This is a genomic window from Streptomyces sp. NPDC002784, assembly GCF_053592135.1.
Map to the genome: position 1 here is coordinate 224,127 of NZ_JBSFVD010000001.1, position 24,858 is coordinate 248,984.

17 protein-coding genes are annotated in these 24,858 nt (G+C 72.5%); 4 read left to right on the forward strand and 13 right to left on the reverse strand.

The window, feature by feature from the left end; all coding sequences use genetic code 11:
• Positions 1 to 79: 79 nt before the first annotated feature.
• The 4 genes from ACWD1Z_RS01065 to ACWD1Z_RS01080 all read right to left on the reverse strand — a co-directional run bounded on the left by ACWD1Z_RS01065 (position 80) and on the right by ACWD1Z_RS01080 (position 3,631).
• Positions 80 to 403, reverse strand: a complete 324-nt coding sequence (locus ACWD1Z_RS01065) for a hypothetical protein (protein ID WP_451114455.1) — start codon at positions 401 to 403, stop codon at positions 80 to 82.
• Positions 400 to 768: a WhiB family transcriptional regulator gene (locus ACWD1Z_RS01070; RefSeq protein WP_389415046.1), complete on the reverse strand. Its 369-nt coding sequence runs from the start codon at positions 766 to 768 to the stop codon at positions 400 to 402. Before ACWD1Z_RS01070 ends, ACWD1Z_RS01065 begins: the two co-directional genes overlap by 4 nt.
• A gap of 173 nt (positions 769 to 941) precedes the next feature.
• Positions 942 to 1,271, reverse strand: a complete 330-nt coding sequence (locus ACWD1Z_RS01075; RefSeq protein WP_451114457.1) for a hypothetical protein — start codon at positions 1,269 to 1,271, stop codon at positions 942 to 944.
• 164 nt (positions 1,272 to 1,435) lie between these two features.
• Positions 1,436 to 3,631 (reverse strand): ATP-dependent DNA helicase UvrD2, encoded by a 2,196-nt coding sequence (locus tag ACWD1Z_RS01080; protein ID WP_451114459.1) that lies wholly within the window; start codon positions 3,629 to 3,631, stop codon positions 1,436 to 1,438.
• Positions 3,632 to 3,816: 185 nt separating this feature from the next.
• Between ACWD1Z_RS01080 and ACWD1Z_RS01085 the strand changes: the two genes are divergently transcribed.
• Positions 3,817 to 4,059, forward strand: coding sequence for a mycoredoxin (locus ACWD1Z_RS01085; protein ID WP_351979992.1), 243 nt, complete (start codon positions 3,817 to 3,819; stop codon positions 4,057 to 4,059).
• A gap of 64 nt (positions 4,060 to 4,123) precedes the next feature.
• Here the strand turns inward: ACWD1Z_RS01085 and nudC are convergent, their stop codons facing one another.
• The 5 genes from nudC to ACWD1Z_RS01110 form a co-directional block, all read right to left on the reverse strand.
• Complete coding sequence (nudC, locus tag ACWD1Z_RS01090) at positions 4,124 to 5,068, reverse strand: NAD(+) diphosphatase (protein WP_389415049.1); 945 nt, start codon at positions 5,066 to 5,068, stop codon at positions 4,124 to 4,126.
• A gap of 156 nt (positions 5,069 to 5,224) precedes the next feature.
• Complete coding sequence (locus ACWD1Z_RS01095; RefSeq protein WP_451114461.1) at positions 5,225 to 6,637, reverse strand: dipeptidase; 1,413 nt, start codon at positions 6,635 to 6,637, stop codon at positions 5,225 to 5,227.
• A 10-nt stretch (positions 6,638 to 6,647) separates the two neighbouring features.
• Positions 6,648 to 10,133, reverse strand: a complete 3,486-nt coding sequence (locus ACWD1Z_RS01100; protein ID WP_451114463.1) for a UvrD-helicase domain-containing protein — start codon at positions 10,131 to 10,133, stop codon at positions 6,648 to 6,650.
• Between the two features lie 91 nt (positions 10,134 to 10,224).
• On the reverse strand, positions 10,225 to 13,554 hold the full coding sequence (locus ACWD1Z_RS01105; RefSeq protein WP_451114465.1) for an ATP-dependent helicase: 3,330 nt from the start codon (positions 13,552 to 13,554) through the stop codon (positions 10,225 to 10,227).
• Between the two features lie 257 nt (positions 13,555 to 13,811).
• On the reverse strand, positions 13,812 to 14,198 hold the full coding sequence (locus ACWD1Z_RS01110; RefSeq protein WP_451114466.1) for an MGMT family protein: 387 nt from the start codon (positions 14,196 to 14,198) through the stop codon (positions 13,812 to 13,814).
• A gap of 186 nt (positions 14,199 to 14,384) precedes the next feature.
• Between ACWD1Z_RS01110 and ACWD1Z_RS01115 the strand changes: the two genes are divergently transcribed.
• The 3 genes from ACWD1Z_RS01115 to ACWD1Z_RS01125 all read left to right on the forward strand — a co-directional run bounded on the left by ACWD1Z_RS01115 (position 14,385) and on the right by ACWD1Z_RS01125 (position 20,421).
• Positions 14,385 to 17,114 (forward strand): lysylphosphatidylglycerol synthase transmembrane domain-containing protein, encoded by a 2,730-nt coding sequence (locus ACWD1Z_RS01115; protein ID WP_451114468.1) that lies wholly within the window; start codon positions 14,385 to 14,387, stop codon positions 17,112 to 17,114.
• A gap of 74 nt (positions 17,115 to 17,188) precedes the next feature.
• Positions 17,189 to 18,733 carry an alpha/beta fold hydrolase gene (locus ACWD1Z_RS01120; protein WP_451114470.1) on the forward strand — a complete coding sequence of 515 codons (1,545 nt, stop codon included), beginning with the start codon at positions 17,189 to 17,191 and terminating at the stop codon, positions 18,731 to 18,733.
• Positions 18,734 to 18,870: 137 nt separating this feature from the next.
• On the forward strand, positions 18,871 to 20,421 hold the full coding sequence (locus ACWD1Z_RS01125) for an alpha/beta hydrolase (protein WP_451114472.1): 1,551 nt from the start codon (positions 18,871 to 18,873) through the stop codon (positions 20,419 to 20,421).
• A gap of 62 nt (positions 20,422 to 20,483) precedes the next feature.
• Here the strand turns inward: ACWD1Z_RS01125 and moeZ are convergent, their stop codons facing one another.
• From moeZ to ACWD1Z_RS01145, 4 genes are all read right to left on the reverse strand, one after another.
• Complete coding sequence (gene moeZ, locus ACWD1Z_RS01130) at positions 20,484 to 21,662, reverse strand: adenylyltransferase/sulfurtransferase MoeZ (protein ID WP_451114474.1); 1,179 nt, start codon at positions 21,660 to 21,662, stop codon at positions 20,484 to 20,486.
• Positions 21,663 to 21,725: 63 nt separating this feature from the next.
• A complete protein-coding gene (locus tag ACWD1Z_RS01135) occupies positions 21,726 to 22,475 on the reverse strand; it encodes a spherulation-specific family 4 protein (RefSeq protein WP_451114476.1) in 750 nt (249 codons plus the stop codon).
• Entirely contained in the window at positions 22,463 to 23,422 is a 960-nt protein-coding gene (locus ACWD1Z_RS01140; protein ID WP_451114477.1) for an NAD-dependent epimerase/dehydratase family protein, read from the reverse strand. The genes ACWD1Z_RS01135 and ACWD1Z_RS01140 overlap by 13 nt, the downstream gene beginning before the upstream one ends.
• Before the next feature lie 129 nt (positions 23,423 to 23,551).
• Positions 23,552 to 24,856: a hypothetical protein gene (locus ACWD1Z_RS01145; RefSeq protein WP_451114479.1), complete on the reverse strand. Its 1,305-nt coding sequence runs from the start codon at positions 24,854 to 24,856 to the stop codon at positions 23,552 to 23,554.
• Between the last annotated feature and the right edge of the window lie 2 nt (positions 24,857 to 24,858).

Genomic DNA, 24,858 nt, shown 5'->3' on the forward strand with positions numbered 1-24,858 from the left:
CGGTCCGTTCGGACGGACCGGCCCCCGTAGGGAGTTGCTTCCTCCCGGGCCGGGAGGCGACTGGCTTCAGTCGGGTCGATTACTGCATGACCGCCATGGCGATCGCGCGGCGGGCGCGCATCGAGGCACGCTCGGCGCGGCGCTGCATACGGCGCGCGGTCACCAGGCGCAGCGCCCGGCGTTCCCGCTCCGCCTCGTGCAGGCGCTCGTGCATATGCGCACGGGCCAGGGCTTCTGGGATGAGTTGCATTTCGCGGGTCCTGTTCTGGCGCGAGTCGAACGCGCCGGTGGTGGTGAAGTCTTCAGGCGTGGCGCCTGCGTGCTCGTTGAGGGACGGCTTCATCGGGGCCTGCTTCTTGGGGTCGTGCGTGAGGGGGCGGTCGATCGTTCCTGCGGTGTTCATGCCGTAACCGGGTTCTTGCGCGGGCGGCCACGCGGCCGCTTCCGGGCGACGACGACACCCTGGACGAACAGCTCGCCACCCCAGACACCCCAGGGCTCACGCCGCTCCTTGGCGCCGGCGAGGCAGGCCTCCATCAGCGGGCAGGTGCGGCACAGGGACTTGGCGTACTCCACGTCCGCGGGTGACTCGGCGAAGAAGACCTCCGGGTCGTAGGAGCGGCAGGGGACGGGTACGCCGAGGTTCTCGATGGCGTCGTCGAGCGCGGTGAGCGCGGTGAGCGGGGTCAAGGTGGAGTCCTCCGTGAGACCGGGCGGGGGGAGCGTTTCGGAAGGCGGTACGGACGGGGCGTGCGCTTCGAGTTGCACGGGTCGTCTTCCTCGTCTGTTCGTTCCGGTCGGGTGGGACCGGGTGGCGGTGGTACCGGGTTCTTTTCTTGTCCCGAGGCCCCTTCGCTCCGTCGTCCCCGTTCGGGGACAAACAGAAGGGCCGCGGATCCCGGATGGGGTTCCGCGGCCCTGAAGGCGCCGGCCTGAATGAATCAGGCTGGATCACTCCAGGGTTCTGGCCCACGGAAGGCCCACATCTGGTGGTGCTGCGTCGTCTGCTTCCGGAATCCGGCACCGGTCGCCGTAAAGGCATAGGCATGCGCCTGTGCCACTACTGCCGCTTCCAGTGCCTTGGTCGGTCGCTCATTGCGCTCGCGGACAGGAAGACCCACGAGGGACAGGGAGGCGGCCGGACGCACGGCACGGATGCCGGACAGAGCGGTGCCGTCGTTCGAGGCGCCGAGCATGCACAGGGAGGCGATGACCGAGGGATCGGTCATTTTCACGGTGCTGATGATGGAGCTGGTGTTGATGCTGACCACTGGACTCGCCTCCTCTCGGCGTCTGAGGGACTGGGGTGAACCAGTCCGACGGGTATGCAAGTACAACACGGAATTAGGGCCTCCAGGAAGGCCTCCGTTCCCGTGCCTAAGAACCTATGGGGATTGCTGGGGCATGCGCAAACTATTTTTCCGACGAGTTCGCATCAGTGCCCGTCTTCTTCTTCCCCGGGCTGCCGACCTACGCAGATGGCCAGGACATCGGCACCGTAGCGGTTGAGCTTGCGCACGCCGACGCCGGGGATCCGGGCGAGGTCGCCCTCCTCGTCGGGGCTCGCCTCGGCGATCGCCATCAGTGTCTTGTCGGTGAAGACGCAGAAGGCGGGCTGACCGCTGCGCTGCGCCTGGTCCGCGCGCCATTCCCGCAGCCGCTCGTACAGCCCCTCGTCCATGTCGGAGGGACAGTCCTCGCAGCGCATCAGTTTCATCTCGCCGGCGTCGGTGAGGGTGCGTCCGCAGACCCGGCAGCGGGCGACGGTGCGCTGGGTGCGGCGCGGGGCGGCATCCGGTCTGCTGGTGAAGCCGCGCTCGACTCCCCCCGAGCGGGCAGCACCGGCGCGGCCGACGGTGGCGGTGGAGCCGGGGCGCAGCCCGTCGAGGAAGCGGCTGGGCCGGCGGTTGGCGCGGCCGCCGGGTGAGCGGGCGAGGGACCAGGAGACATGGAGGTGTTCCCGGGCTCGGGTGACGCCGACATAGAGAAGACGGCGCTCCTCCTCGATCTGCTCGTCGGTCTTTGCGTAGGTGATCGGCATCATGCCCTCGGCCACACCGACCAGGAAGACGACGTCCCACTCCAGGCCCTTGGCCGAGTGCAGGGAGGCGAGGGTGACGCCCTGGACGGTGGGGGCGTGCTGGGCGCTCGCCCGTTCGTCGAGTTCGGCGACGAGGTCACCGAGGGTGGCGCCGGGTCTGGCGGCGGCGAAGTCCTGGGCGAGGTTGACCAGGGCGGCCAGGGACTCCCAGCGCTCTCTGACCGCGCCCGATCCGGCGGGCGGCTCGCTGGTCCAGCCCTCGCCCGAGAGCACCGCGCGCACCTGGGAGGGCAGGTCCACGGCGTTGTCGAGGAGGGAGTCGTTGCCGCCGAAGCGGGCCGCTCCGCGCAGCGCGATGCCGGCCTTGCGCACCTCGGGGCGGTCGAAGAAGCGCTCCGCTCCGCGCAGCTGGTAGGGGATCCCGGCGTCGGCGAGGGCCTGTTCGTAGGTCTCGGACTGGGAGTTCGTACGGAACAGGACGGCGATCTCGCTGGCCGGGACTCCGGAGTCGAGGAGCTCGCGGATGCGGCGCGCGGCGCCCTCGGCCTCGGCGGGCTCGTCGGTGTACTCGGCGTAGCCGGGCTCGGGGCCCGGATCGCGCTGGGAGATCAGCTCCAGACGGTGGTCGGCGGCGCGGCCCCGGGCCTGGGCGAGCAGGCCGTTGGCGAGGTGGACGACCTGGGGGGTGGAGCGGTAGTCGCGGACCAGCTTGACGACGGTGGCGCCGGGGTGGCGGATGCGGAAGTCGAGCAGATGGTCGGGGGTTGCTCCCGTGAACGAGTAGATCGTCTGGCTGGCGTCGCCGACCACGCACAGGTTGTCGCGGTCGCCGAGCCACAGGTCCAGCAGCCGCTGCTGGAGGGGGCTGACGTCCTGGTACTCGTCGACGACGAAGTGCTGGTACTGGGAGCGGACCTGCTCGGCGATGTCGTGCCGGTCCTGGAGGATCGCCACGGTCAGCAGCAGCACGTCCTCGAAGTCGATGACGCCCCGTTCGCGCTTGAGGTCCTCGTAGGCGGAGTAGAGCTGGGCGATCTCGGCCGGGTCGCGGGGGGTCTCCCGGCCGGCCTTGGCGGCGGCGAGCGCGTAGTCGGCGGGGACGGTCTGCGTGACCTTGGACCATTCGATCTCGCCGGTGGTGTCCCGCAGCTCGCCCCGGTCCAGGCGGATGCGGCAGGCGGCGGCCGCGTCCGCGACGAGCTGGATCTTGCGGTCGACGAGCCGGGGCATGGAGCCGCCGATCGCTTTCGGCCAGAAGTACTGGAGCTGACGCAGGGCCGCGGAGTGGAACGTCCGGGCCTGGACACCCCCCGCGCCGAGCTGGCGGAGCCGCCCGCGCATCTCTCCGGCGGCCCGGTTGGTGAAGGTGACGGCCAGCACGCTGGACGGCTGGAGGATCCCGGCGCGCACTCCGTAGGCGATGCGGTGGGTGATCGCCCGGGTCTTGCCCGTCCCGGCCCCGGCCAGCACGCACACCGGTCCGTGCAGGGCGGTGGCCACTTCGCGCTGCTCGGGGTCGAGTCCCTCGAGCACCGCGTCGGCCGAGTCCGGTACCTGCGGGAAGAGCGGGGAGTGCGTTGCTGCTGTCACACAGCCATGCTGCCAGGTCGCCGGTGACGGGTGAGCCGGTTGTCCACAGGCGGGGCCTCGCAGTCGTACTAATGCGGCAGGCGTCACGTCGCCGGGCACGGCCCCCGCCGGGAATGGCGGACCGGGCGCGAGCGTTCCCTCTTCGGACGACCTGGTCCCCGAGCCATCGAAGGAGCGCGCGAGACATGCAGGGCACTGTGACGATGTACAGCACCACCTGGTGCGGCTACTGCCAGCGGCTGAAGAAGCAGCTGGACCGCGAGGGCATCGCGTACACCGAGATCAACATCGAGCAGGACCCGGCCTCCGCGGCGTTCGTCGAGAAGGCCAATGGCGGAAACCAGACGGTTCCGACCGTGCTCTTCCCTGACGGCTCGACCCTCACCAACCCGTCGCTGGCGCAGGTGAAGCAGAAGGTCGGCGTCTGACGGCTCGCTGTCCGAAGAGGCGGTTGCCAGGACCCCAGGTCCTGGCAACCGCCTCTTCGCTGTGTCAGACGAAACTCCGCGTCGGCAGCGGCTTGCCGTACCAGAGCTCGATGAGGCGGGCCGCGATCGAGATGCCGTAGGGCGGCAGCACCTCGCCGGACTCGAAGGCGGCGCCCAGTTCGTCGCGGGAGAACCAGCGGGCCTCGTGGATCTCGTCACCGTCGACGTCGATCTCGGTGGAGGTGGCGCGGGCCATGAAGCCCAGCATCAGGCTGGACGGGAAGGGCCACGGCTGGCTGGCGACGTACTCGACCTGGCCGATGGTGATGCCGGCCTCTTCGAAGACCTCGCGGCGCACCGTCTGCTCGATGGACTCGCCGGGCTCGACGAAACCGGCCAGCGTGGAGAAGCGGCCCTCGGGCCAGTGGACCTGGCGGCCCAGCAGGATGCGGTCGTCCTCGTCGGTGACGGCCATGATCACGGCCGGGTCGGTGCGCGGGTAGTGCTCGGCGCCGCACGCCTGGCAGCGGCGGATGTGACCGGCGGCGGCGATCACGGTGCGCTCGCCGCAGCGGGAGCAGAAGCGGTGGGTGCGCTGCCAGTTCTCCAGGCCGACCGCGTGCACCATCAGGCCGATGTCGCGCGCGGACAGCAGCAGGCCCGCCTCGCGCAGTCCGGCCGGGCGCGCGGACTGGTCGATGCGGCCGGGCAGGGCGTCCTTCTGCAGCGCGAAGTAGCTGACGCCGTCCTCGTCGATGCCGAGGAAGTAGCGGTGCGCCTCGGTGAGGGGGGCCTCGAAGGAGGGGGTCATGACGAGTTCGGTACGGCCGTCGGCCGTCTCGTCGATCAGGACCTGGCCGCCGGAGACCACGAAGCATCGGGTCGTGGGGTGGCTCCATGCCGCCGCCAGCCATGCCTCGTCGAGGCGGTGGTGGGCGGCGCGGTCGATGCCGCTCGATGCGGTGAGCGAGATGGGGCGGTCGGCGGTGTGGTCGGTCCAGGTGGTCACGGGTGCTTCCAACTCCCCCGGTGGAACGGTTGATTTCGGCGGGCGGTTCAGCGGGACGTAGGACGGGAGGGGACCGGGTCCGGCAGGCCGGTGCGGTACGTGGCGGCTTTCTCAGTGTGCCCCGCGCGCGGTGGCGGGCCGGACGGTGCCGGGTGCTCAGGGCGCATGGCGCCAGGTCTCCGCCAGGTCGCCCCACAGGTACGCGGTGGTCTCGACGCCCTTGAGCAGCAGGTCCAGCTCGACCTTCTCGTTCGGGGCGTGCCAGCCGTCGGAGGGGACCGAGATGCCCAGGAAGAGCACGGGGGCGCCGAGGACTTCCTGGAGGTCGGCGGCCGGTCCCGAGCCGCCCTCGCGGGTGTAGCGGACGGGCTTGCCGAAGGCGCGGCCCATGGCACGGGCCACGGACTGCAGGGCGGGGTGGTCCAGCGGCGTCAGGCACGGGCGCGTGGCCGAGCCGAAGGCGACCTCGCAGCGGATCCCGGCGGGCACCTGCTCGGCGGCCCAGGCGCGGACGGCCTTCTCGATGTGCTCGGGCTCCTGGCCGGCGACCATGCGGAAGGACAGCTTCAGCATGGCGTCGGACGGGATGATCGTCTTGCTGCCGGGGCCCTGGTAGCCGCCGCCGATGCCGTTGACCTCGGCGGTGGGGCGGGCCCAGATGCGCTCCAGGGTGGAGTAGCCGGCCTCGCCCTGGGTGGCGTGGGACTTGGCGGTGCGCAGCCATCGCTGCTCGTCGAAGGGCAGCTCGGCGAAGAGCGCCCGCTCCCGGTCGGTGAGCTCCACGACGCCGTCGTAGAAGCCGGGGACCGCCACGCGCCCGTGCTCGTCGTGCAGGGCGGCGACCAGGCGGGCGGCGGCGGTGGCCGGGTTGGGCACGGCGCCGCCGAACGAACCGGAGTGGATGTCCTGATCGGGGCCGTGGAGCCGGATCTCGCACTCGGTGAGGCCCCGCATGCCGGTGCAGACGGTGGGGGTGTCCTCGGACCACATGCCGGTGTCGGAGACGATCACGGCGTCGGCGGCGAGCCGGTCCGCGTGCTCCTCGACGAGGGCCCGGAAGTGCGGCGAACCGGACTCCTCCTCACCCTCGATCAGCAGCTTCAGGTTGACGGCCGGGGTGGTGCGGCCCGTCACCGCGAGGTGGGCGCGGACGCCGAGTGTGTGGAAGAACACCTGGCCCTTGTCGTCGGCCGCCCCGCGCGCGTAGAGGCGATTTCCCCGGACGACGGGCTCGAAGGGGTCGCTGTCCCAGCCGTCCTCACGGGCGGCGGGCTGCACGTCGTGATGGCCGTAGACGAGGACCGTGGGGGCGCCTGGGTCCGCGGAAGGCCACTCGGCGAAGACGGCGGGGGCGCCGGGCGTCCGCCAGATCTCCACGGTCGGGAAGCCGGTCCCGGTGAGCTTGGCGGCGAGCCAGTCGGCGCTGCGCCGCACATCGGGCGCGTGGTCGGGCTGGGCCGACACGGAGGGGATGCGCAGCCATGCGGCGAGGTCGTCGAGGAAGGCGGCGCGGTGCTGCTCGATGTGCGTACGGACGGCGCTGACGACGCTGTCAACGGGATGGCTCATGGTCACGAGCCTATCGGCCCGCACCGACATCCTTGCTGGGCGGTTCGTCACACGACGGGTCCTCGGTCAGCAACCGCTCCAGCGCGGCCCGGTCCGGCAGACCCCCGGGACGGACGATCTCGCCGCCGCGCACGTACAGGAACGCGGCGCTGACCGACTCCAGGGGCACCCCCTGCTGCTCCGCCCAGGCCACCCGGTACACGGCCAGCTGGAGCGGGTCGGCGTCGCGGCCGCGGTTGGTCTTCCAGTCGACGATCTCGTACGTCGCCCGCTCGCCGTCGCCCTCCTTGTACACGGCGTCGATCCGTCCGCGCACGACGCGGCCGGCGAGGGCGAGCTGGAAGGGGGCCTCGACCCGGTACGGGGTGCGGTGGGCGTACTCGGTGCGCTCGAATGCCTCCTTGAGCGCCTCCAGGTCACGCTCGTCGGCGATCTCCGCCTCGGCGCCGGGCAGCTCCTCCGGCTCCAGCATGGGCAGGGTCAGCTCTTCGAAGCGGGCCTCGACCCACGCGTGGAAGCGGGTGCCGCGGCGTGCCGCGGGCTGCGGCGGGCGGGGCATGGGGCGGGCCAGCTCCTGGGCGAGGCCGTCCGGGTCGGCGGCCAGCCGCAGCACCTGGGAGGCGGTCAGGGAGGCCGGCAGGGGTACGTCGGTGACGGCCTCCCGCGCGCGCAGGAGCTCTCCGGCGAGGGCGTCCAGGTCGCGGTCCCAGGAGGCGACGGTGCGGGCCTCCTCCGGGGTGAGGCGGGAGGTCGGCTCCGGGGCCAGGCGGGTGTGGGTCGGCTCCGGCTCGGGGGGTGGCGCCTGGCGGGGGACGGTGGGGCGGTCCGCGGTCCAGGAGTCCCAGTCGGCGGGGTCGGCGGGGTCGGCCAGGTCGGCCGCGAACGGGTCTTTGTCCGCGAGGTCGTACGGATCCTCGGCGGGGTGGCCGTAGGGGTCCTCGTCGTCCGGCGGCGGGGGCCAGTCCGGGTCGTGCGCGGTGCCGGGGTGGTCGTCCTCGTGGGAGGCGAGGTGCGCGAGGACCGTCTCGGCGGCCGCCCTGCGCCGGGCCAGCGCCGCTTCGTCCAGGGGCAGCGGCCACACCTGGTCGGCGTCGGCCGTGTGCAGCGCCGGGTTCTCCTCGTCCTCGGCGGGTTCGTCCGCCCACACCTCGATCTCGCCGTAACCGGCCGCGCAGTGGTCGTGGAGGTCCTGGAGGAAGGCGGAGGGTCCGCGGGGCTTCTTCTGGCTGGGGCCCCACCAGTGGCCGGAGCCGAGGAGCAGGGAGCGGGGGCGGGTGAAGGTGACGTAGCCGAGGCGGAGTTCCTCGGTGTGCTGGTGCTCCTTCATGGCCTCGTGGAAGGCCTTCAGGCCGCGTGAGTCCCAGGACTCGACGTCGGGCAGGGTGTCGGCGTCCCCGCGCAGGGCGTGCGGCAGCACCTTGCCCTGAGAGGTCCACTTCTCGCGCCCCTGGGTGCTCGGGAAGGTGCCGGTGACCAGGCCGGGGACGGCGACGACGTCCCATTCGAGGCCCTTGGACTTGTGCGCGGTGAGCACCTTGACGGTGTTCTCGCCGCCCGGGAGGGCGTTGTCGAGGCCCTTCTCGTACTGGGCGGCGGTGCGCAGGAAGCCGAGGAAGGCCAGCAGGCCGGCCTCGCCGTCGCCCGCCGCGAAGGAGGCGGCGATGTCCAGGAAGTTCGACAGGGTCTCCCGGCGGCGGGCGGCCAGGGCGTGCGGGGAGGCCGACAGCTCGACCTCCAGGCCGGTGACGGCGAGGACGCGGTGCAGGACGTCCATCAGCGGGTCCGCCAGCGACCGGCGCAGGTCGCGCAGTTCGGTGGCCAGTCGCGCGAACCGCACGCGCGCGTCCGGCGAGAAGGGCAGCCCGTCGTCGTCCCCGGCACGGTCGAAGGGCGTCTCCACGAACGTGTCCAAGGCGTCCGCGAGCGATATCACCTCGGCGGGATCGACCCCCTCGACGGCCTCGGCGAGCCGGCGGTCCGGGTCGTCGTCGCCGTCCACGCGCGCGTGGGACACCAATCGGCGCGCCCGGCGGCCGAGGAGGGCGAGGTCGCGGGGGCCGATGCGCCAGCGCGGGCCGGTCAGCACCCGGACCAGGGAGGCGTTGGCGCCGGGGTCCTGCAGCACCTCGCAGACGGCGACCAGGTCGGCGATCTCGGGCAGATGCAGCAGCCCGGACAGGCCGACCACCTCGACGGGGACGTCCCGGGCCACCAGCGCGCCCTGGATCTCGGCGAAGTCGGTGGCCGTACGGCACAGGACGGCGATCTCGCCGGGCGCCTTGCCGGTGTTCACCAGGTGGGCGACGGAGTCGGCGATCCAGTCGATCTCCTCGGCGTGGGTGCGCAGCAGCGCGCACCGCACCGTGCCGTCGCGTTCGGCGCCCGGGGCCGGGCGGAGGGTCTCCACGCCCGCGTGCATGGCGCGCAGGGGTCCGGCGAGGCCGTTGGCGAGGTCCAGGAGGCGGCCTCCGCTGCGACGGTTCTCGCTGAGGGCCTGGCGGGTGGCGGGGCGGCCGTCGGCGTGCGCGAAGTGCTCGGGGAAGTCGTCCAGGTTGGCCACGGAGGCACCGCGCCACCCGTAGATCGCCTGGCAGGGGTCGCCCACGGCGGTGACCGGGTGGCCGGTGCCGCCGCCGAACAGGCCGGCCAGCAGGATCCGCTGGGCGACCGAGGTGTCCTGGTACTCGTCGAGGAGGACCACGCGGAACTCGTCGCGCAGCACGCGGCCCACCTCGGGGATCCGGGCCAGCTGTGCCGACAGGGCGATCTGGTCGCCGAAGTCGAGCAGGTCGCGTTCGCGCTTGGCGGCCCGGTAACGGACCACCAGGTCGGCCAGTTCGCGGCGCGCGGCGGCCGTCTCGGGGACCTTGCGCAGATCGGCGTTGGTGAGCTTGACGCCGTGCAGGGTGAGCAGCAGCTCGGCGTCGTGGGCGCGCAGCGCCTCGGGGCGTACCAGGTGCTCGGCGAGTTCGGCGTCGAGCGCGAGGAGGTCGCTCACGAGGTCGGCGAAGGAGCGGGTCAGCGCCGGGTAGGGGCCCGGGGCCTCGCGCAGTACCCGCGCGGCGAGCTGGTAGCGGGTGGCGTCGGCGAGCAGGCGGGAGGTCGGTTCGAGCCCGATGCGCAGGCCGTGGTCGGTGAGCAGACGGCCCGCGAAGGCGTGGTACGTCGAGATCACCGGCTCGCCCGGCGGGTTGTCCGGGTCGATGACGTCGGGGTCGGTGACGCCCGCCCTGATCAGGGCCTTGCGGACGCGCTCGGCGAGTTCACCGGCGGCCTTGTTGGTGAACGTCAGGCCGAGCACCTGCTCGGGGGCCACCTGACCGGTGCCGACCAGCCACACCACGCGCGCGGCCATCACCGTGGTCTTGCCCGACCCGGCTCCGGCCACGATCACCTGCGGGGCGGGCGGCGCGGTGATGCAGGCCGTCTGCTCCGGGGTGAAGGGGATACCGAGGAGCTCTTTGAGCTGCTCGGGGTCGGTGATACGTGGTGGCACCTCAGAGAGGCTAGCGGCGGCCACTGACAGTCGAGGCCGAATCGGCTGCCGTGAGCGGCGAAGCGCAGGTCAGCACGTGGGGTGCCGTCCGTCACTCGACCACGTGCCGCCCCTCGGGGCGCGCGCTGCACGAGGCGCGGAACGCACAGTGCGTGCAGTGCTGGCCCGCGGTCGGCGTGAACCGTTCGTCCAGGACCTTGCCGGCGGCGGTGGCCAGCAGCTCGCCGACCCACTCCCCCTCCAGCGGCTCCTGGGCCTGCACCTTGGGCAGGGTCTCGCCGCCGTCCCGCTTCGCCGCGCCCTGCCGCAGATGGACGAGCTCGGCACCGCCCGCCTCCGGGCGCGCCCCGTCGAAGGCCTCGTCCACGGCGCCCTCGCGGACGGCGAGCTGGTAGACGGCGAGCTGCGGGTGCCGGGCCACCTCGGCCGAGCTCGGCGCCTGCTTGCCGGTCTTGAAGTCGACGACATAGGCGCGGCCTTCACCGTCGGCCTCGACGCGGTCCATCTGGCCGCGGATGCGGACCGCGTACTCGCCCGCTTCGAGGGTGACGTCGAAGTCGTGCTCGCTGGTGACGGGGGTACGGCCGGTGCGGTCCGTGACATGCCACTGCAGGAAGCGTTCGAGCGCCACGCGCGCGTTCTCCTTCTCCTGCGCCGACTTCCACGGGGCGTCGAAGGCGAGGGCGTTCCACACGGAGTCCAGGCGCTCCATGAGCACGGCGAGATCGGCCGGGGTGTGCCCGGAGGCGACCTCGTCGGCGAGGACGTGCACGACGTTGCCGAAGCCCTGGGCGACGGTGGCGGGCGCGTCGGCCTTCACCTCGCGGCCCAGGAACCACTGGAGGGAGCAGGTGTTGGCGAGCTGGTCGAGGGCGCTGCCGGAGAGCACCAGGGGCTGGTCGCGGTCGCGCAGCGGCACCTTGCTCTCGGTGGGCTCGAACATGCCCCACCAGCGGTAGGGGTGCGCGGAGGGCACCAGCGGGCGGCCGTCCTCGTCGGTGAGCGCGGCGAGCCGGGCCAGGCGGCGGGCGGCGGCCTCCCTGAGGGGGTCGGACACCCGTGGGTCGACGGTCGTGGCGCGCAGCTCGGCCACCAGCGCCGCGACCGACAGGGGGCGCCGTGGGCGTCCGGTGACGTCCTTGGGTTCGACGCCGAGTTCGGTCAGGAAGCGGGAGGGCTGGTCGCCGTCGTCCGCGGGGGCCTTCACCGCGGTGACGACAAGGCGCTCACGCGCGCGTGTGGCGGCCACGTAGAACAGCCGGCGCTCCTCGGCGAGCAGCGCTCCGGGGGTGAGCGGTTCGGCTAGTCCGTCGCGCCCGATCCGGTCGGCCTCCAGCAGGGAGCCACGGCGGCGCAGGTCGGGCCACAGGCCCTCCTGGACGCCCGCGACGACGACCAGCCGCCATTCCAGGCCCTTGGACCGGTGGGCGGTCATCAGGCGTACGGCGTCGGGGCGCAGGGCGCGCCGGGTGAGGGTGTCGGCGGCGATGTCCTCGGCCTCGATCTCCTCCAGGAAGTTCAGGGCGCCGCGGCCGCCGGTGCGCTCCTCGGAGCGGGCCGCGGTCGCGAACAGCGCGCATACGGCGTCCAGGTCGCGGTCGGCGTTGCGGCCGGCGGCTCCCCCGCGCCGGGCGGCCCGTTCCAGGCGCCCGGGCCACGGGGTGCCCTCCCACAGGTCCCACAGCGCCTCCTCGGCCGTACCGCCGCCCGCGAGGCGCTCCCGGGCCTTGCGCAGCAGCGCGCCGAGCCGCTGCGCACCGCGCGCGTACGCGGGGTCGTGCGCGACCAGCCGCTCCGGTTCGGCCAGCGCGCGGGCGAGGAGTTCGTCCGAGGGCGGCGGCAGCGCCACTCCGGCCGCGCGTTCCTCGTCCCGCAGGGCCCGGCCGAGACGGCGCAGATCGGCCGCGTCCATACCGGCGAGGGGGGAGGCGAGGAGGGTGAGGGCGGTCTCGGTGCCGAGCCAGCAAGGGGCCGGGTCCTCCTCGGTGGAACCCCCGTCCGCCTCCTGCCCGCTCCCCCGGTTCCCCGCCTCCGCCTCCGCCACCGCCCGCAGTGCCGTCAACAAGGGCGCCACCGCCGGTTCGTGGCGCAGGGCGAGGTCGTCGCCGTCGATGTCCAGGGGGACGCCGGCGGAGGTGAGGGCACGGCGGACCGTCGGGATGGTGCGGGAGCCGGCGCGCACCAGGACGGCCATCTCGCGCCACGGAACGCCGTCCTCCAGATGTGCCCTGCGCAGGATGTCGGCGATGTTGTCCAGTTCCGTGCCGGGCGTGGGGTACGTGTACACCTCGACGCGGCCCCCGTCGCGGACCGGCGCGAGGTCGCGGTGGGCGCGGACCTTCTCGGCGGGCAGCCGGGTCAGCGGCATCCGCTGGGTCAGCAGCCGGGTCGCGGTCAGCAGCCCCGCACCGGAGCGCCGGGAGGTGCGCAGCACCGCGACCGGCGCCGGACGGCCGTCCGCGCGCGGGAAGGCGTGCGGGAACTCCAGGATGCCGTTCACATCGGCGCCCCGGAACGCGTAGATCGACTGGTCGGGGTCGCCGAAGGCGACCAGGGTGCGACCGCCGCCGGCGAGCGCGTGCAACAGCCGTACCTGGGCCGGGTCGGTGTCCTGGTACTCGTCGACGAACACCGCGTCGTACTGCTCGGCGAGCTGCCGGCCGATCTCGGGACGCTTGGCGAGGAGCACCGCGCGGTGGACGAGTTCGGCGTAGTCGAGGACGCCCTGGAGGTCGAGAACGTCGAGGTACTCGGCGAGGAAGGCGGCCGCGGCCCGCCAGTCGGGGCGGCCGATACGGCGGGCGAAAGCGTCCAGCGCGTCGGGGCCGAGGCCCAGTTCGCGGCTGCGGGCGAGGACCGCCCGGACCTCGTCGGCGAAGCCTCGGGTGGTCAGGCAGGCGCGCAGTTCGTCCGGCCAGCGCACATGGGCGAGCCCGAGCCGCTCCAGGTCCGGCTGGCCCGCGAGCAGCTCGCGCACGGCCACGTCCTGCTCGGGACCGGACAGCAGCCGCAGCGGCTCCACGAACAGTTCGCTGTCCTGGTGGGCGCGGACCAGGGCGTAGCAGAACGAGTGGAAGGTGGTCGCCCGGGGCGCTCGCGCGGCACCGGTGCGCAGCGCCATACGGTCCCGCAGTTCCACGGCCGCCTTGCGGCTGAACGTCAGCACCAGCATCCGCGCGGGATCCACGCCCCGGGTGATCCGCTCGGCCACGGACTCGACCAGCGTGGTGGTCTTTCCGGTGCCCGGACCTGCGAGGACGAGCAGCGGGCCGGTGCCGTGGTCAACCACGGAGCGCTGTGCGGCGTCCAGACGAGGGGGGTCCGTCCTGGCCGGCGGGGTACGGATCAGTCGGTAAGCGCCACGACTCCCCTGCCGCGCCTGGGGGTGCGGCAGTCGCCTGGTGGAGAAAGAGGAGCTCACGTGGTTCGCCGGTCCTGGTGGGTGTGCTGGTGGGCTGGCCATCGCGCGTGGAGGGCGGTGACGGCGGGATGAGGGGGACGTGTGCAGCCGACGCTACGCCGAGGGATCCGGCGGAAGCAGGGCTTCCGATTCATCCCTCGGGGCGCTCGCGTCACCCGCGCCCCTCGACTCACGAACGTACGTCATGCCACGGACGTGCCCTTGGTCCCCCGTACGGATCACGGGTCACACGAGGGCCCGTCCGATGGCGGAAGCTGTCAGGTGTGACCATCCGCGCGTTCGCCGCCGTCCCATCGCGCCCGTCTCATGTCGAGGCGCGGCAGGTGTCCCTCGGTGGTCCGGCCGGCCTCCTTCAGCGGCGTGCTCTCGGCCCGGTAGTGGCCGAGCGCCCGCAGTTCGTGCCCGGGGAGCAGGACACCGTCCGCGCGGACGACACGCCACCACGGAACGGCTCCGCCGTACAGGGCCATCACCCGGCCGACCTGTCTCGGGCCGCCCTCCTGGAGCCACTCGGCGACGTCCCCGTACGTCATGACGCGCCCCGGCGGGATCAGTTCGGCCACCTCGAGGACCCGCTCGGCGTACTCGGGCAGCGTGTCCGCGTACTTCGGGCGGGCGTCCTCCGGAAGGCTCTCCTCGCTCATCCGCCCCATCCTGCCCCACCCCACCGACAATGTGACGGGCCCGCGACGGTGCGTGGCCCTCGCCCCGCGGTGGCGCTTCCGGCAGACTGTGCGCCCCCGCATTTGCACCCTGACGCCCCCATGTGTCGGTGGGGCATGCCACCATCGTGCGGGCGGTGACCGTTGATACGAGATCAAGAAGAGACGATGAAGCAGCAGGGTGCGCACCCTGAGGATGCGGAGAGCACCTCTGAGGCTTCGTCGCGCCCGGACACCGCCGACGACAGGAAGGGCGCCGCCACGAACGACGCCGACGGGCCCGCCGAGCACGACGAGGTGCGCGCCGACGAGGTGGAGGGCGACGAACCGCTGCTCCCCGCGCGCGTGCACCGCCCCTCCGACCTCATGCGGCTGCTGGTGGGTGTCCTCGCGGTGGCGGTGCTGATCGCCATCGCCGCGTTCGCGCACGGCACCACCTCGGGCCTCGAACAGGACATCAGCAAGGGCACCGGACAGGCGCCCGACCTGCTCATCAAGATCGCGGGACTGGCCTCCAGCATCGCGATCCTGCTGGTGCCGGTGGCCTTCGCGATCGAACGGCTGATCAAGCGCGACGGGCTGCGGATCGCCGACGGCGTGCTCGCCGCCGTCCTCGCGCACGGTGTGACGCTCGCCACCGACCTCTGGGTCGCCCAGGCCGCCCCCGACTCGATCCAGGAGGCGCTCACCCAGCCCTCCCCCGGCGACCTCAACGCCCTCACCGACCCGGTGCACGGCTATCTGGCCCCGGTCATCGCGTACATGACCGCGGTCGGCATGTCCCGCCGGCCGCGGTGGCGCGCGGTGCTGTGGATCGTGCTGCTGCTGGACGCCTTCTCGATGCTCGTCACCGGGTACACCACCCCGTTCTCGATCATCCTCACGGTGCTGATCGGCTGGAGCGTGGCCTACGGCACGCTGTACGCGGTCGGCTCGCCCAACGTCCGTCCCACCGGCCGGACGCTGATGGCGGGCCTGCGGACCGTCGGCTTCCATCCCGTGAGCGCGGCCCGGGACGAGACCGCGGACCACAGCGACAGCGGCGACCGCGGCCGGCGCTACTTCGTCACCCTGGAGGACGGCCCCCCGCTGGACGTCACGGTCGTCGACCGTGAACAGCAGGCACAGGGCTTCTTCTACCGCGTGTGGCGCAATCTGACGCTGCGCGGCTTCGCCACCCGCCGCAGCCTGCAGTCGCTGCGCCAGGCGCTGGAGCAGGAGGCGCTGCTCGCCTACGCGGCCATCGCGGCCGGGGCGAACGCGCCCAAGCTGATCGCGACCTCCGAGCTCGGCCCCGACGCGGTGATGCTGGTCTACGAGCACAGCGGCGGACGCACCCTGGACTCCCTCGCCGACGAGGAGATCACCGACGAACTGCTGCGCAACACCTGGCACCAGGTACAGGCGCTGCAGTCCCGGCGCATCGCGCACCGCCGGCTCGCGGGTGACGCGATTCTGGTGGATCGTTCCGGCACGGTCATCCTCACCGATCTGCGCGGCGGTGAGATCGCGGCCGGCGAGCTGCTGCTCCGCATGGACATCGCCCAGCTCGTGACCACGCTCGGCCTCCGGGTGGGCGCCGAACGCGCCGTCGCCTCGGCGGTCGGCGTCCTCGGCCCCGACGCCGTGGCCGACTGTCTGCCGATGCTCCAGCCCATCGCGCTGACGCGCTCCACACGCGCGACGCTGCGCAGGCTCGCCCGGGAGCGCGCGGAGCGCGAGCGCGAGGCGGTCCTGGAGGCATCCCGGCAGGCCAAGCACACGCGCGTGGAGGCCGCCACCGAGGAGACCGGGCCCGTCGTCCTGGAGAAGGCCGCCAAGAAGGCCGTACGCGCCCAGGAGCGGGCCGAGAAGCGGGCCATCGACGAGGCCATCGAGGAAGCGCGCGAAGAGGACCTGCTCACCCAGATCCGACACGAGGTACTGCGGATCAGGCCGCAGGCCCCGGTCGAACCGGCCCGGCTGGAGCGGGTCCGGCCACGCACCCTGATCAGCTTCATCGCCGGTGCCATCGGCGCGTACTTCCTGCTGACGCAGCTCACCCACATCGAGTTCGGTCCGCTCGTCGCCAACGCCGAGTGGGGCTGGGTCGCCGCGGCCGTGCTGTTCTCCGCGGCCAGCTACTTCGCGGCGGCGATGGCGCTGCTCGGGTTCGTGCCGGAGCGGGTGCCGTTCATGCGCACGGTGGGGGCGCAGGTCGCCGGGTCCTTCGTGAAGATCGTCGCCCCCGCCGCGGTCGGCGGGGTCGCCCTCAACACCCGGTTCCTGCAACGCGCGGGCGTGCGGCCGGGGCTGGCGGTGGCGAGTGTGGGCGCGTCGCAGTTGTTCGGGCTCGGCTGCCACATCCTGATGCTGCTGTCCTTCGGCTATCTGACCGGTACGGAGAAGACACCGTCGCTGTCGCCGTCCCGGACGGTCATCGCGGGGCTGCTGACGGTCGCGGTGCTGGTGCTCGTGGTGACCTCGGTGCCGTTCCTGCGGAAATTCATCGTCACGCGCGTGCGGTCGCTTTTCGCGGGCGTGGTGCCGCGCATGCTCGATGTGCTCCAGCGGCCCCAGAAGCTGATCACGGGCATCGGCGGGATGCTGCTGCTGACGGCGTGCTTCGTGATGTGCCTGGACGCGTCGATCCGCGCGTTCGGCAACGAGCAGACGTCCATCAGCATCGCCAGTGTCGCCGTGGTCTTCCTGGCGGGCAACGCGCTCGGCTCCGCCGCCCCGACGCCGGGCGGTGTGGGAGCGGTCGAGGCGACCCTGACGGTCGGTCTGATCGCCGTCGGCCTGCCCAGCGAGGTCGCCGCCCCCTCGGTCCTGCTGTTCCGGCTGCTCACCCTGTGGCTGCCCGTCCTGCCGGGCTGGCTCGCCTTCAACCACCTCACCCGCAAGGGCGCGCTCTAGCACGGCCCCTGCCCCCGTACCTCGTACGGACCGTGCCCCGAGCGTCCCGTCGTGCGCGACCGCAGGATGGGATCATGCCGAACCCCTCCCGCCTGCGGGCCGCCGTCCTGACCGCCTCCGCCGTGCTGCTCTCCTCGCTGCTGGCGGGATGCGGGGACGACTCCGAGGACGAGGATCTGACGGCCCAGAAGCTGAGCTGGAAGGACTGCCCGGCCCCCTCCCGGGCGGAAGGCGGCGGCTCCGCCCCCTCTCCGCTGCCCAACGGCGACGAGTGGCAGTGCGCCACCATGAAGGCCCCCCTGGACTGGGACGAGCCCACGGGCGACACGATCGGTCTCGCGCTGATCCGCGCGGAGGCCAGCGGCGACGAGAGCAAGCGCATCGGCTCGCTGCTGTTCAACTTCGGCGGGCCCGGCGGCTCGGGCGTCACCACCCTGCCCGCCTTCGGCCAGGACTACGCGAAACTGCGCACCCGGTACGACCTGGTCAGCTTCGACCCGCGCGGGGTCGGCCGCAGCGCCCCCGTGCGGTGCCAGGACGACCAGCAGCTCGACGCCTACTTCCAGCAGGACGGCACCCCCGACGACGCCGCGGAGCGCGCCGAGCTGCTGGACAACACCAAGGAGTTCAACGCGGCCTGCGAGAAGAACTCCGAGAAGATGCTGCCGCGGGTGCGCACCACCGACGCCGCCCGCGACCTGGACCTGATGCGCCAGGTCCTCGGCGACGCCAAGCTGCACTACTTCGGCATCTCCTACGGCACCGAACTCGGCGGCGTGTACGCGCACCTGTTCCCCAAGCGCGTCGGCCGGGCCGTCTTCGACGCGGTCGTCGACCCGACGCAGAACCCCGAGCAGGGCTCGCTGGGCCAGGCCAAGGGGTTCCAGCTGGCGCTCGACAACTTCGCCGAGGACTGCACCTCGAAGGTCGAGGACTGCCCGATCGGGGACAGCGCACAGGACGTGAAGGACCGTATCGCCAAGCTGCTGGCGGACCTCGACGCAAAGCCGCTGCCGGGCATCTTCCCGCGCGACCTGACCCAGACCGCCGCGACCAACGGCATCGCGCAGGCGCTGTACTCACAGGACTTCTGGGAGTACCTCACCGAGGGACTGCAACAGGCGTACGACGGTGACGGCCGGATCCTGATGCTGCTGTCCGACTCGATGAACGGCCGCAGCGAGAACAGCGAGTACAGCAACATCACCGCGGCCAACGTGTCCATCAACTGCGCCGACGACAAGCCGCGTTACACCGCCGCGTACGTGCGGTCGAAGCTGCCCGAGTTCCGGGCCGCCTCGGAACTGTTCGGCGACTTCCTGGCCTGGGGCATGGTCTCCTGCACCGACTGGGCCGTGGCCGGCGCCGCCGACCACCCCGACGTGAGCGCACCGGGGTCGGCGCCGATCCTCGTGGTGGGCAACACCGGCGACCCGGCCACGCCGTACGAGGGGGCACGGAAGATGGTGCAGGCGCTCGGCCCGGGCGTGGGTGTCGAGCTGACGTACAAGGGCCAGGGGCACGGCGCCTACGACTCCAAGAACAAGTGTGTGCAGAGCGCGGTGGACGGCTACCTGCTGGACGGAAAGGTGCCCGCGACCGGGACCGTCTGCTCCTGAAGCCACTCCACGGACTGCACAAACATGCAGGTCAGAAGGTTATCCACAGGCTGGAGCGGGTCCGGGGCACTCCGCCTACTATGGCTTGACCGCCATCCGCCGCACGGTGCGGACGGCCTGCGAGGGGGGTAGTGCACATGGTGCGTTTCGTACGGTGGGCGGCGCTGACCGCCGCCACCGCGCTCCTGGTCACGGGCTGCAGCTCGGGGAGCGACGGGGACAGTGACAGCAAGGGCGAGGAGACCGGCAGCACGACACCGTCGGCTCCTTCCTCCGGCTCCGCGGCGCCGCTTCCGGCCTCCCTGACCTCCCAGAAGCTGGACTGGGAGGAGTGCGAGGCCACCGAGGACTCGGCGGCGCCGGGCGGCGACTGGCAGTGCGCGACGCTCGAGGTGCCGCTGGACTGGGCCGAGCCGGAGGGCCAGACGATCGGGGTCGACCTGATCCGCTCCAAGGCGACCGGGGACGACCGCATCGGCTCGCTGCTGTTCAACTTCGGCGGGCCCGGTGGCTCCGGCATCTCGATGATGCCGTACTACAGCTCGACCGTGTCCACGCTGCACAAGCGCTACGACCTGGTCAGCTTCGACCCGCGCGGGGTCGCCGCCAGCGAGGGGGTGCGCTGCCGCGGTGACAAGGAGATCCAGGCCGCCGAGGCGCTGGACGCCACCCCGGACACCGCGGCCGAGGAGAGGGCGTACCTGAAGGACGCCGCCGACTTCGGCAAGGGCTGCGCCAAGTCGGCCGGGAAGCTGATGGCCCATGTGTCGACCACCGACACCGCCCGCGACATGGACCTGATGCGCCAGGTCCTCGGCGACGCCAAGCTGCACTACTTCGGCATCTCCTACGGCACCGAACTCGGCGGTGTCTACGCCCACTTGTTCCCGGAGAACGTGGGGCGGCTGGTCCTCGACGCCGTGGTCGACCCGAGCGCCGACACCGTGGACCACGCCAAGAACCAGGCCCGGGGCTTCCAGCGGGCGCTGAACAACTACCTGAAGTCCACCGGGCAGGACCCCGAGGAGGGCTCGCGGAAGATCGCGGATCTGCTGGAGCGGATCGACGCGGACCCGCTGCCGACGTCGTCGAAGCGGAAGCTGACCCAGACGCTGGCCGTCACCGGCATCGTGCTGCCGCTGTACAGCGAGTCCAACTGGCCGACGCTGACCAGCGCGCTGGAGGCGGCGGAGGCGGGCGACGGCTCGGAGCTGCTGACGCTCGCCGACAGCTACAACGAGCGTGACGCGTCGGGGAGCTACGGCACGACGACCCACTCGCAGCGGGTCATATCGTGCTTGGACGCCAAGCAGCGGCCGACCGTCGCGCAGACGAAGAAGCTGCTGCCCGAGTTCGAGAAGATCTCGCCCGTCTTCGGGACGTTCCTGGGCTGGGACACGGCCGGCTGGTGCCACGAGTGGCCGGTGCCCGGCCAGCACGACGACCCGGAGGTGAGTGCGCCGGGTGCGGAGCCGGTCCTGGTGATCGGCAACACCGGCGACCCGGCGACCCCGTACGAGGGCGCCCGGAAGATGGCGGACGAACTCGGCGAGGGTGTCGGCGTGGTGCTCACCTGGAAGGGCGAGGGCCACGGTGCCTACGGCAGCGGCAGCGACTGCGTCGACTCCACGGTGGACGGCTACCTGCTGTCGGGCACCGTCCCGAAGGACGGCAAGGTCTGCTCATGACGACGGCGGGGGCCCCGGACACCCTGGGCGTCCGGAGCCCCCGCCGTGACGGAGAAGGAAGGTCAGTAGACCGGCTTCTCCGGTTCGATCTGGTTGACCCAGCCGATCACGCCGCCGCCGACGTGGACCGCGTCGGAGAAGCCCGCGGACTTCAGGACCGCGAGGACTTCCGCACTGCGGACACCCGTCTTGCAGTGCAGGACGATCTTCTTGTCCTGCGGGAGGCCCTCGAGGGCGGTGCCCATCAGGAACTCGTTCTTCGGGATCAGCTTGGCGCCCGGGATGGAGACGATCTCGTACTCGTTGATCTCACGGACGTCGATGATCTCGATGTTCTCGCCGTCGTCGATCCACTCCTTGAGCTGCTTGGGAGTGATCGTCGAGCCGGCGGCCGCTTCCTGGGCCTCCTCGGAGACGACGCCGCAGAAGGCCTCGTAGTCGATCAGCTCGGTGACGGTCGGGTTCTCGCCGCAGACCGCGCAGTCCGGGTCCTTGCGGACCTTCACCTGGCGGTACTGCATCTCCAGGGCGTCGTAGATCATCAGTCGGCCGACCAGCGGCTCACCGGTGCCGGTGAGGACCTTGATGGCCTCGGTGACCTGGATGGAGCCGATGGACGCGCACAGCACGCCCAGCACGCCGCCCTCGGCGCAGGAGGGGACCATGCCCGGCGGCGGGGGCTCCGGGTAGAGGCAGCGGTAGCAGGGGCCGTGCTCGGACCAGAACACCGAGGCCTGGCCGTCGAACCGGTAGATCGAGCCCCACACGTACGGCTTGTTCAGCAGCACGCAGGCGTCGTTCACCAGGTAGCGGGTGGCGAAGTTGTCGGTGCCGTCGACGATGAGGTCGTACTGGCTGAAGATGTCCATCACGTTGTCGGCCTCGAGCCGCTCCTCGTGAAGGACCACGTTCACGTACGGGTTGATGCCCAGCACGGAATCGCGCGCGGACGCGGCCTTGGAGCGGCCGATGTCCGCCTGGCTGTGGATGATCTGGCGCTGCAGGTTCGACTCGTCGACCTCGTCGAACTCCACGATGCCGAGGGTGCCGACGCCCGCGGCGGCCAGGTACATCAGCGCCGGCGAGCCCAGGCCGCCGGCGCCCACACAGAGCACCTTGGCGTTCTTCAGCCGCTTCTGCCCGTCCATGCCCACGTCGGGGATGATCAGGTGGCGGGAGTACCTGCGGACCTCGTCTACGGTGAGCTCAGGAGCTGGCTCGACCAGGGGTGGCAGCGACACGGGGGCTCCGTTGGTCGGTTCATCACTACGGTTGTTCTCTCCGTAACAGTGCCATGGCCTTTTTCATTCCGAGACACCTGTTCCGATCCGCGAGACGATGTCGTCCCAGTAGCCGGGCAGGGTGGCCCAGGGGTCGGTGTTTCCGCCGCCGTCGGTGCGGTCGGTGAACCAGAGGGTGGCGGCGCCCTGCCAGCGGGCGATGCGCAGCGCCTCCTCCAGGTGGCCGTGGGGCACTCCGTGGACGAAGTGGCAGAAGCGGTCGGCGGGGTAGTCGGCGGTCCACTCCGCCACCTGCGACCAGCGGTAGTCGCTCCAGGGGCCGGAGAAGGTGACCAGCTGGTCGGCGTGCTCGGCGTAACCGGGATACGGGTGGGTGCCGTGGCCGAGGACGATATGGGCGTCGTCGCGCAGCGCCCGCAGGGTGGTGGCCGTGCGCCGGATCTCCGGGAGCGCCGTCCGCTCCGTGGGACAGCGGTCCAGCAGGAAGCCGTCGACCTGGTACCAGTCGAGATAGCGGTGGGCCTCGGAGATCACCTCCCCGAAGGAGCGGGCGCCGTAGGTGCTGTCCAGGCGCCCGAGGAGCCGGACACCGGCGTTGCGCAGCCGTGCCGCCGCGGCGAGGCAGTGCGGGTCGGGGCGGCTGCCGGGACCGTCGGCCACGTCGAGCGCGGCCCAGTGGACGGGGGTGCCGGGCCGGACCAGTTCGGCCCACTCGGCCGGAGCGACGAGGGGGTGGGCGAGACCGGGGACACCGAGCCCGGCGCGCAGGTCGGTGTGGGCGGTGCCGGATGCGGTGCTGGTCAGATGCGGCATGCCGCCTCCATCCAGATGTCGGCGAGGGACTCTTCGAGGTTGATCCGGGGCCGCCAGCCGAGCCGGTCGCGTGCGGTGCGCACATCGGCCTGCTGCCAGCTGCCGCAGCCGTCCGGGTACGGGTACGCGACGGGGGCCGCGTGGTCCGATTCGGAGCGGGGGTGTCCGATGGTCGCCCGCAGCGGGCCCGGGGGGCCGTCGAGTTCGTGGAGGGCGCCGCCGTATCCGGCCACGCGGGCGAGGACCGCGGCGGCGTCGCGCAGGCGGACCGCGCGGCCGGAGCCGATGTTGATGACGCCCTGGGCGGCGGAGAGGGAGGCGGCGTGCACGGCGCGGGCGACATCGCGTACGTCGACGAAGTCGCGCTGGGCGCCGAGCCCGCCGAGCTTCAGCTCACCGTCGCCGGACTGCATCGCGCGGCGCATGGCCTCCGCGAGCCGCCCGAGCGGCGATCCGGCGGGGGTGCCGGGGCCGGCCGGTGAGAAGACGCGCAGCACCACGGCGTCCAGGCCGGAGCCGAGGACGAGTTCGGTGGCGGCGAGTTTGCTCACGCCGTACGGGCCGCCGGGGCGCGGGACGGCGTCCTCGGCGGTGGAGGAGCCGGGCTGGCTGGGGCCGTACTCGGCACCGCAGCCGATCTGCACCAGACGGGCGCCGCAGCCGCTGCGGCGCAGGGCCTCGCAGACGGTGGCGACGGCGACGGTGTTGTGGCGGGTGAGTTCGCGGGCGCCGCCCCGGGTGGCGCCGGCGCAGTTGATGACGACGCCCGGGTGGACCGCGTCGAGGAAGCGGGTGAGGGCACCGGGGCTGCCGGACGCGAGGTCGAAGCGGACGTCGGCGTCGTCGCCGCGGCCGAGGGCGGTGAGCTGGACGGCGGGGTCGGCGAGCAGGCGGTCGGCGACGAACCAGCCGAGGTAGCCGTTGGCTCCGATCAGCAGGACTCTCATCGCGCGGCTCCCGTGGCCGAGGGTTCGGGTCGGGAGGTGATCATGTGCGGTTCTCCTTCGGAGGGATGGTCCGGTGCCTTGGGCGGCCGTCGCGCGTGGGGGGACGCCCGCTCGCTCGCGGCCGGCGCGTCAGCACGGCGCGTCCGGCGTGGCGTGGGCCGAGGCCCGGGTCAGGGTGCGGGAGGAGTGGATGAGCAGGGTCAGGGCGCCCGCGCCGCAGACGAGCGCGGGGACGGCGCCCGGTCCCCAGGCCGTGGCCAGAGACTCCACGGGGGTGGCCAGGAAGCCGCAGCCGGGGAGGCGGGCGAGGAACACCGAGGCGAGGGCCAGCGCCTCGGCGGTCGCGGCGGCGCCGAGGACCACCGCGGGGGCATGGGTGAAGCCGTGGGCGGCGAGGAGCCGGCCGAGCAGCAGGAGGGCGCCCAGGGTGAGGACCTGGGGGTGGGCAGCGGGCTCGTCCAGGGCGGCGCCGGTCAGGGCCGCGAGGGCGGTGAGGGAGGCCAGGTACAGGGCGAACGTGCCGAGGAGCAGGGGCTGTACGGAGGTGGCGTACTCCTCCAGGCCCCGGCTGGCCGCGAGTCTGCGGCGGGCGCGGACGGTGAAGAGGTGGGCGCACCAGGTCGCGGGGGCGAAGGAGAGCGTGAGGGCGAGGACACCGGTGACGGCCAGCGGCCACGCGCCGTCCGGGGTGCCGGTGGGCAGGGTCGCGGGGCCGTCGGCGAGGGCCGCGCCGAGCAGTCCGTCGCCGAGGGCCGCGTAGCCGGTCAGCCAGCAGAACCAGGCCGCGGTGGGGCGCTGGACGCGGTCGGTGACCCGCAGCGGGCCGCGGGACACGGCGAGGCGCAGCACCACGGCCCCGACCAGGACGCCCACCACGGCGACGATCAGGCGTGCCTGACCCTCGGTGAGCCGCAGGGCGGTCACCGCCGCCGCGCACAACGCCCCGGGGAGCAGCGCGAGGACGACCCAGTCGGCCCGGACCCGGTTGGTGCTCGGGGCCGTGGAGCGCTCCGGCGCGTCCCCGTCGTGGGGCATGCGCGCGTACATCTCCTCGGCCAGGGAGAAGACGTCACGGTGGCGGAAGCGTGCCGCGGTGCGGTCGGTGACGCCGTGCGCCTCCAGGCCCGCGGCGATCTCCAGCGGGTCCACGGCCCGTTCGCACAGCTCGCGATGCCGGTGCATCAGCGCCTTGACGGGATCGACGCCGGTGCGACGGGGGCGGCGCTCCGACACGGGCGCCGAGCCGGGCTCCCCGACTCCCGGCACTCCGGTTTCCAAGGCATCGGTTTCCAGCACACCGGCTTCCAGCACAGCGGCAGCCGGTACGCGGGTTTCGAGCTCATCGGTCCCCGGTACGCCGCTTCCCAGCACATCGGCTGCTGCCGGTACGCCGCTTCCCGGCACACCGGCCCCCGCCACGCCGGTTCCCGGCACAT

Coding starts and splice junctions, on each gene's coding strand:
- ACWD1Z_RS01110 (WP_451114466.1), bottom strand. CDS start 14,198: ATGAGCGAGGAGAGCCTTCCGGAGGACGCCCGCCCGAAGTACGCGGAC.
- ACWD1Z_RS01135 (WP_451114476.1), bottom strand. CDS start 22,475: ATGCCGCATCTGACCAGCACCGCATCCGGCACCGCCCACACCGACCTG.
- ACWD1Z_RS01140 (WP_451114477.1), bottom strand. CDS start 23,422: ATGAGAGTCCTGCTGATCGGAGCCAACGGCTACCTCGGCTGGTTCGTC.
- ACWD1Z_RS01125 (WP_451114472.1), top strand. CDS start 18,871: ATGGTGCGTTTCGTACGGTGGGCGGCGCTGACCGCCGCCACCGCGCTC.
- ACWD1Z_RS01065 (WP_451114455.1), bottom strand. CDS start 403: ATGAACACCGCAGGAACGATCGACCGCCCCCTCACGCACGACCCCAAG.
- ACWD1Z_RS01085 (WP_351979992.1), top strand. CDS start 3,817: ATGCAGGGCACTGTGACGATGTACAGCACCACCTGGTGCGGCTACTGC.
- ACWD1Z_RS01120 (WP_451114470.1), top strand. CDS start 17,189: ATGCCGAACCCCTCCCGCCTGCGGGCCGCCGTCCTGACCGCCTCCGCC.
- ACWD1Z_RS01095 (WP_451114461.1), bottom strand. CDS start 6,637: ATGAGCCATCCCGTTGACAGCGTCGTCAGCGCCGTCCGTACGCACATC.
- ACWD1Z_RS01115 (WP_451114468.1), top strand. CDS start 14,385: ATGAAGCAGCAGGGTGCGCACCCTGAGGATGCGGAGAGCACCTCTGAG.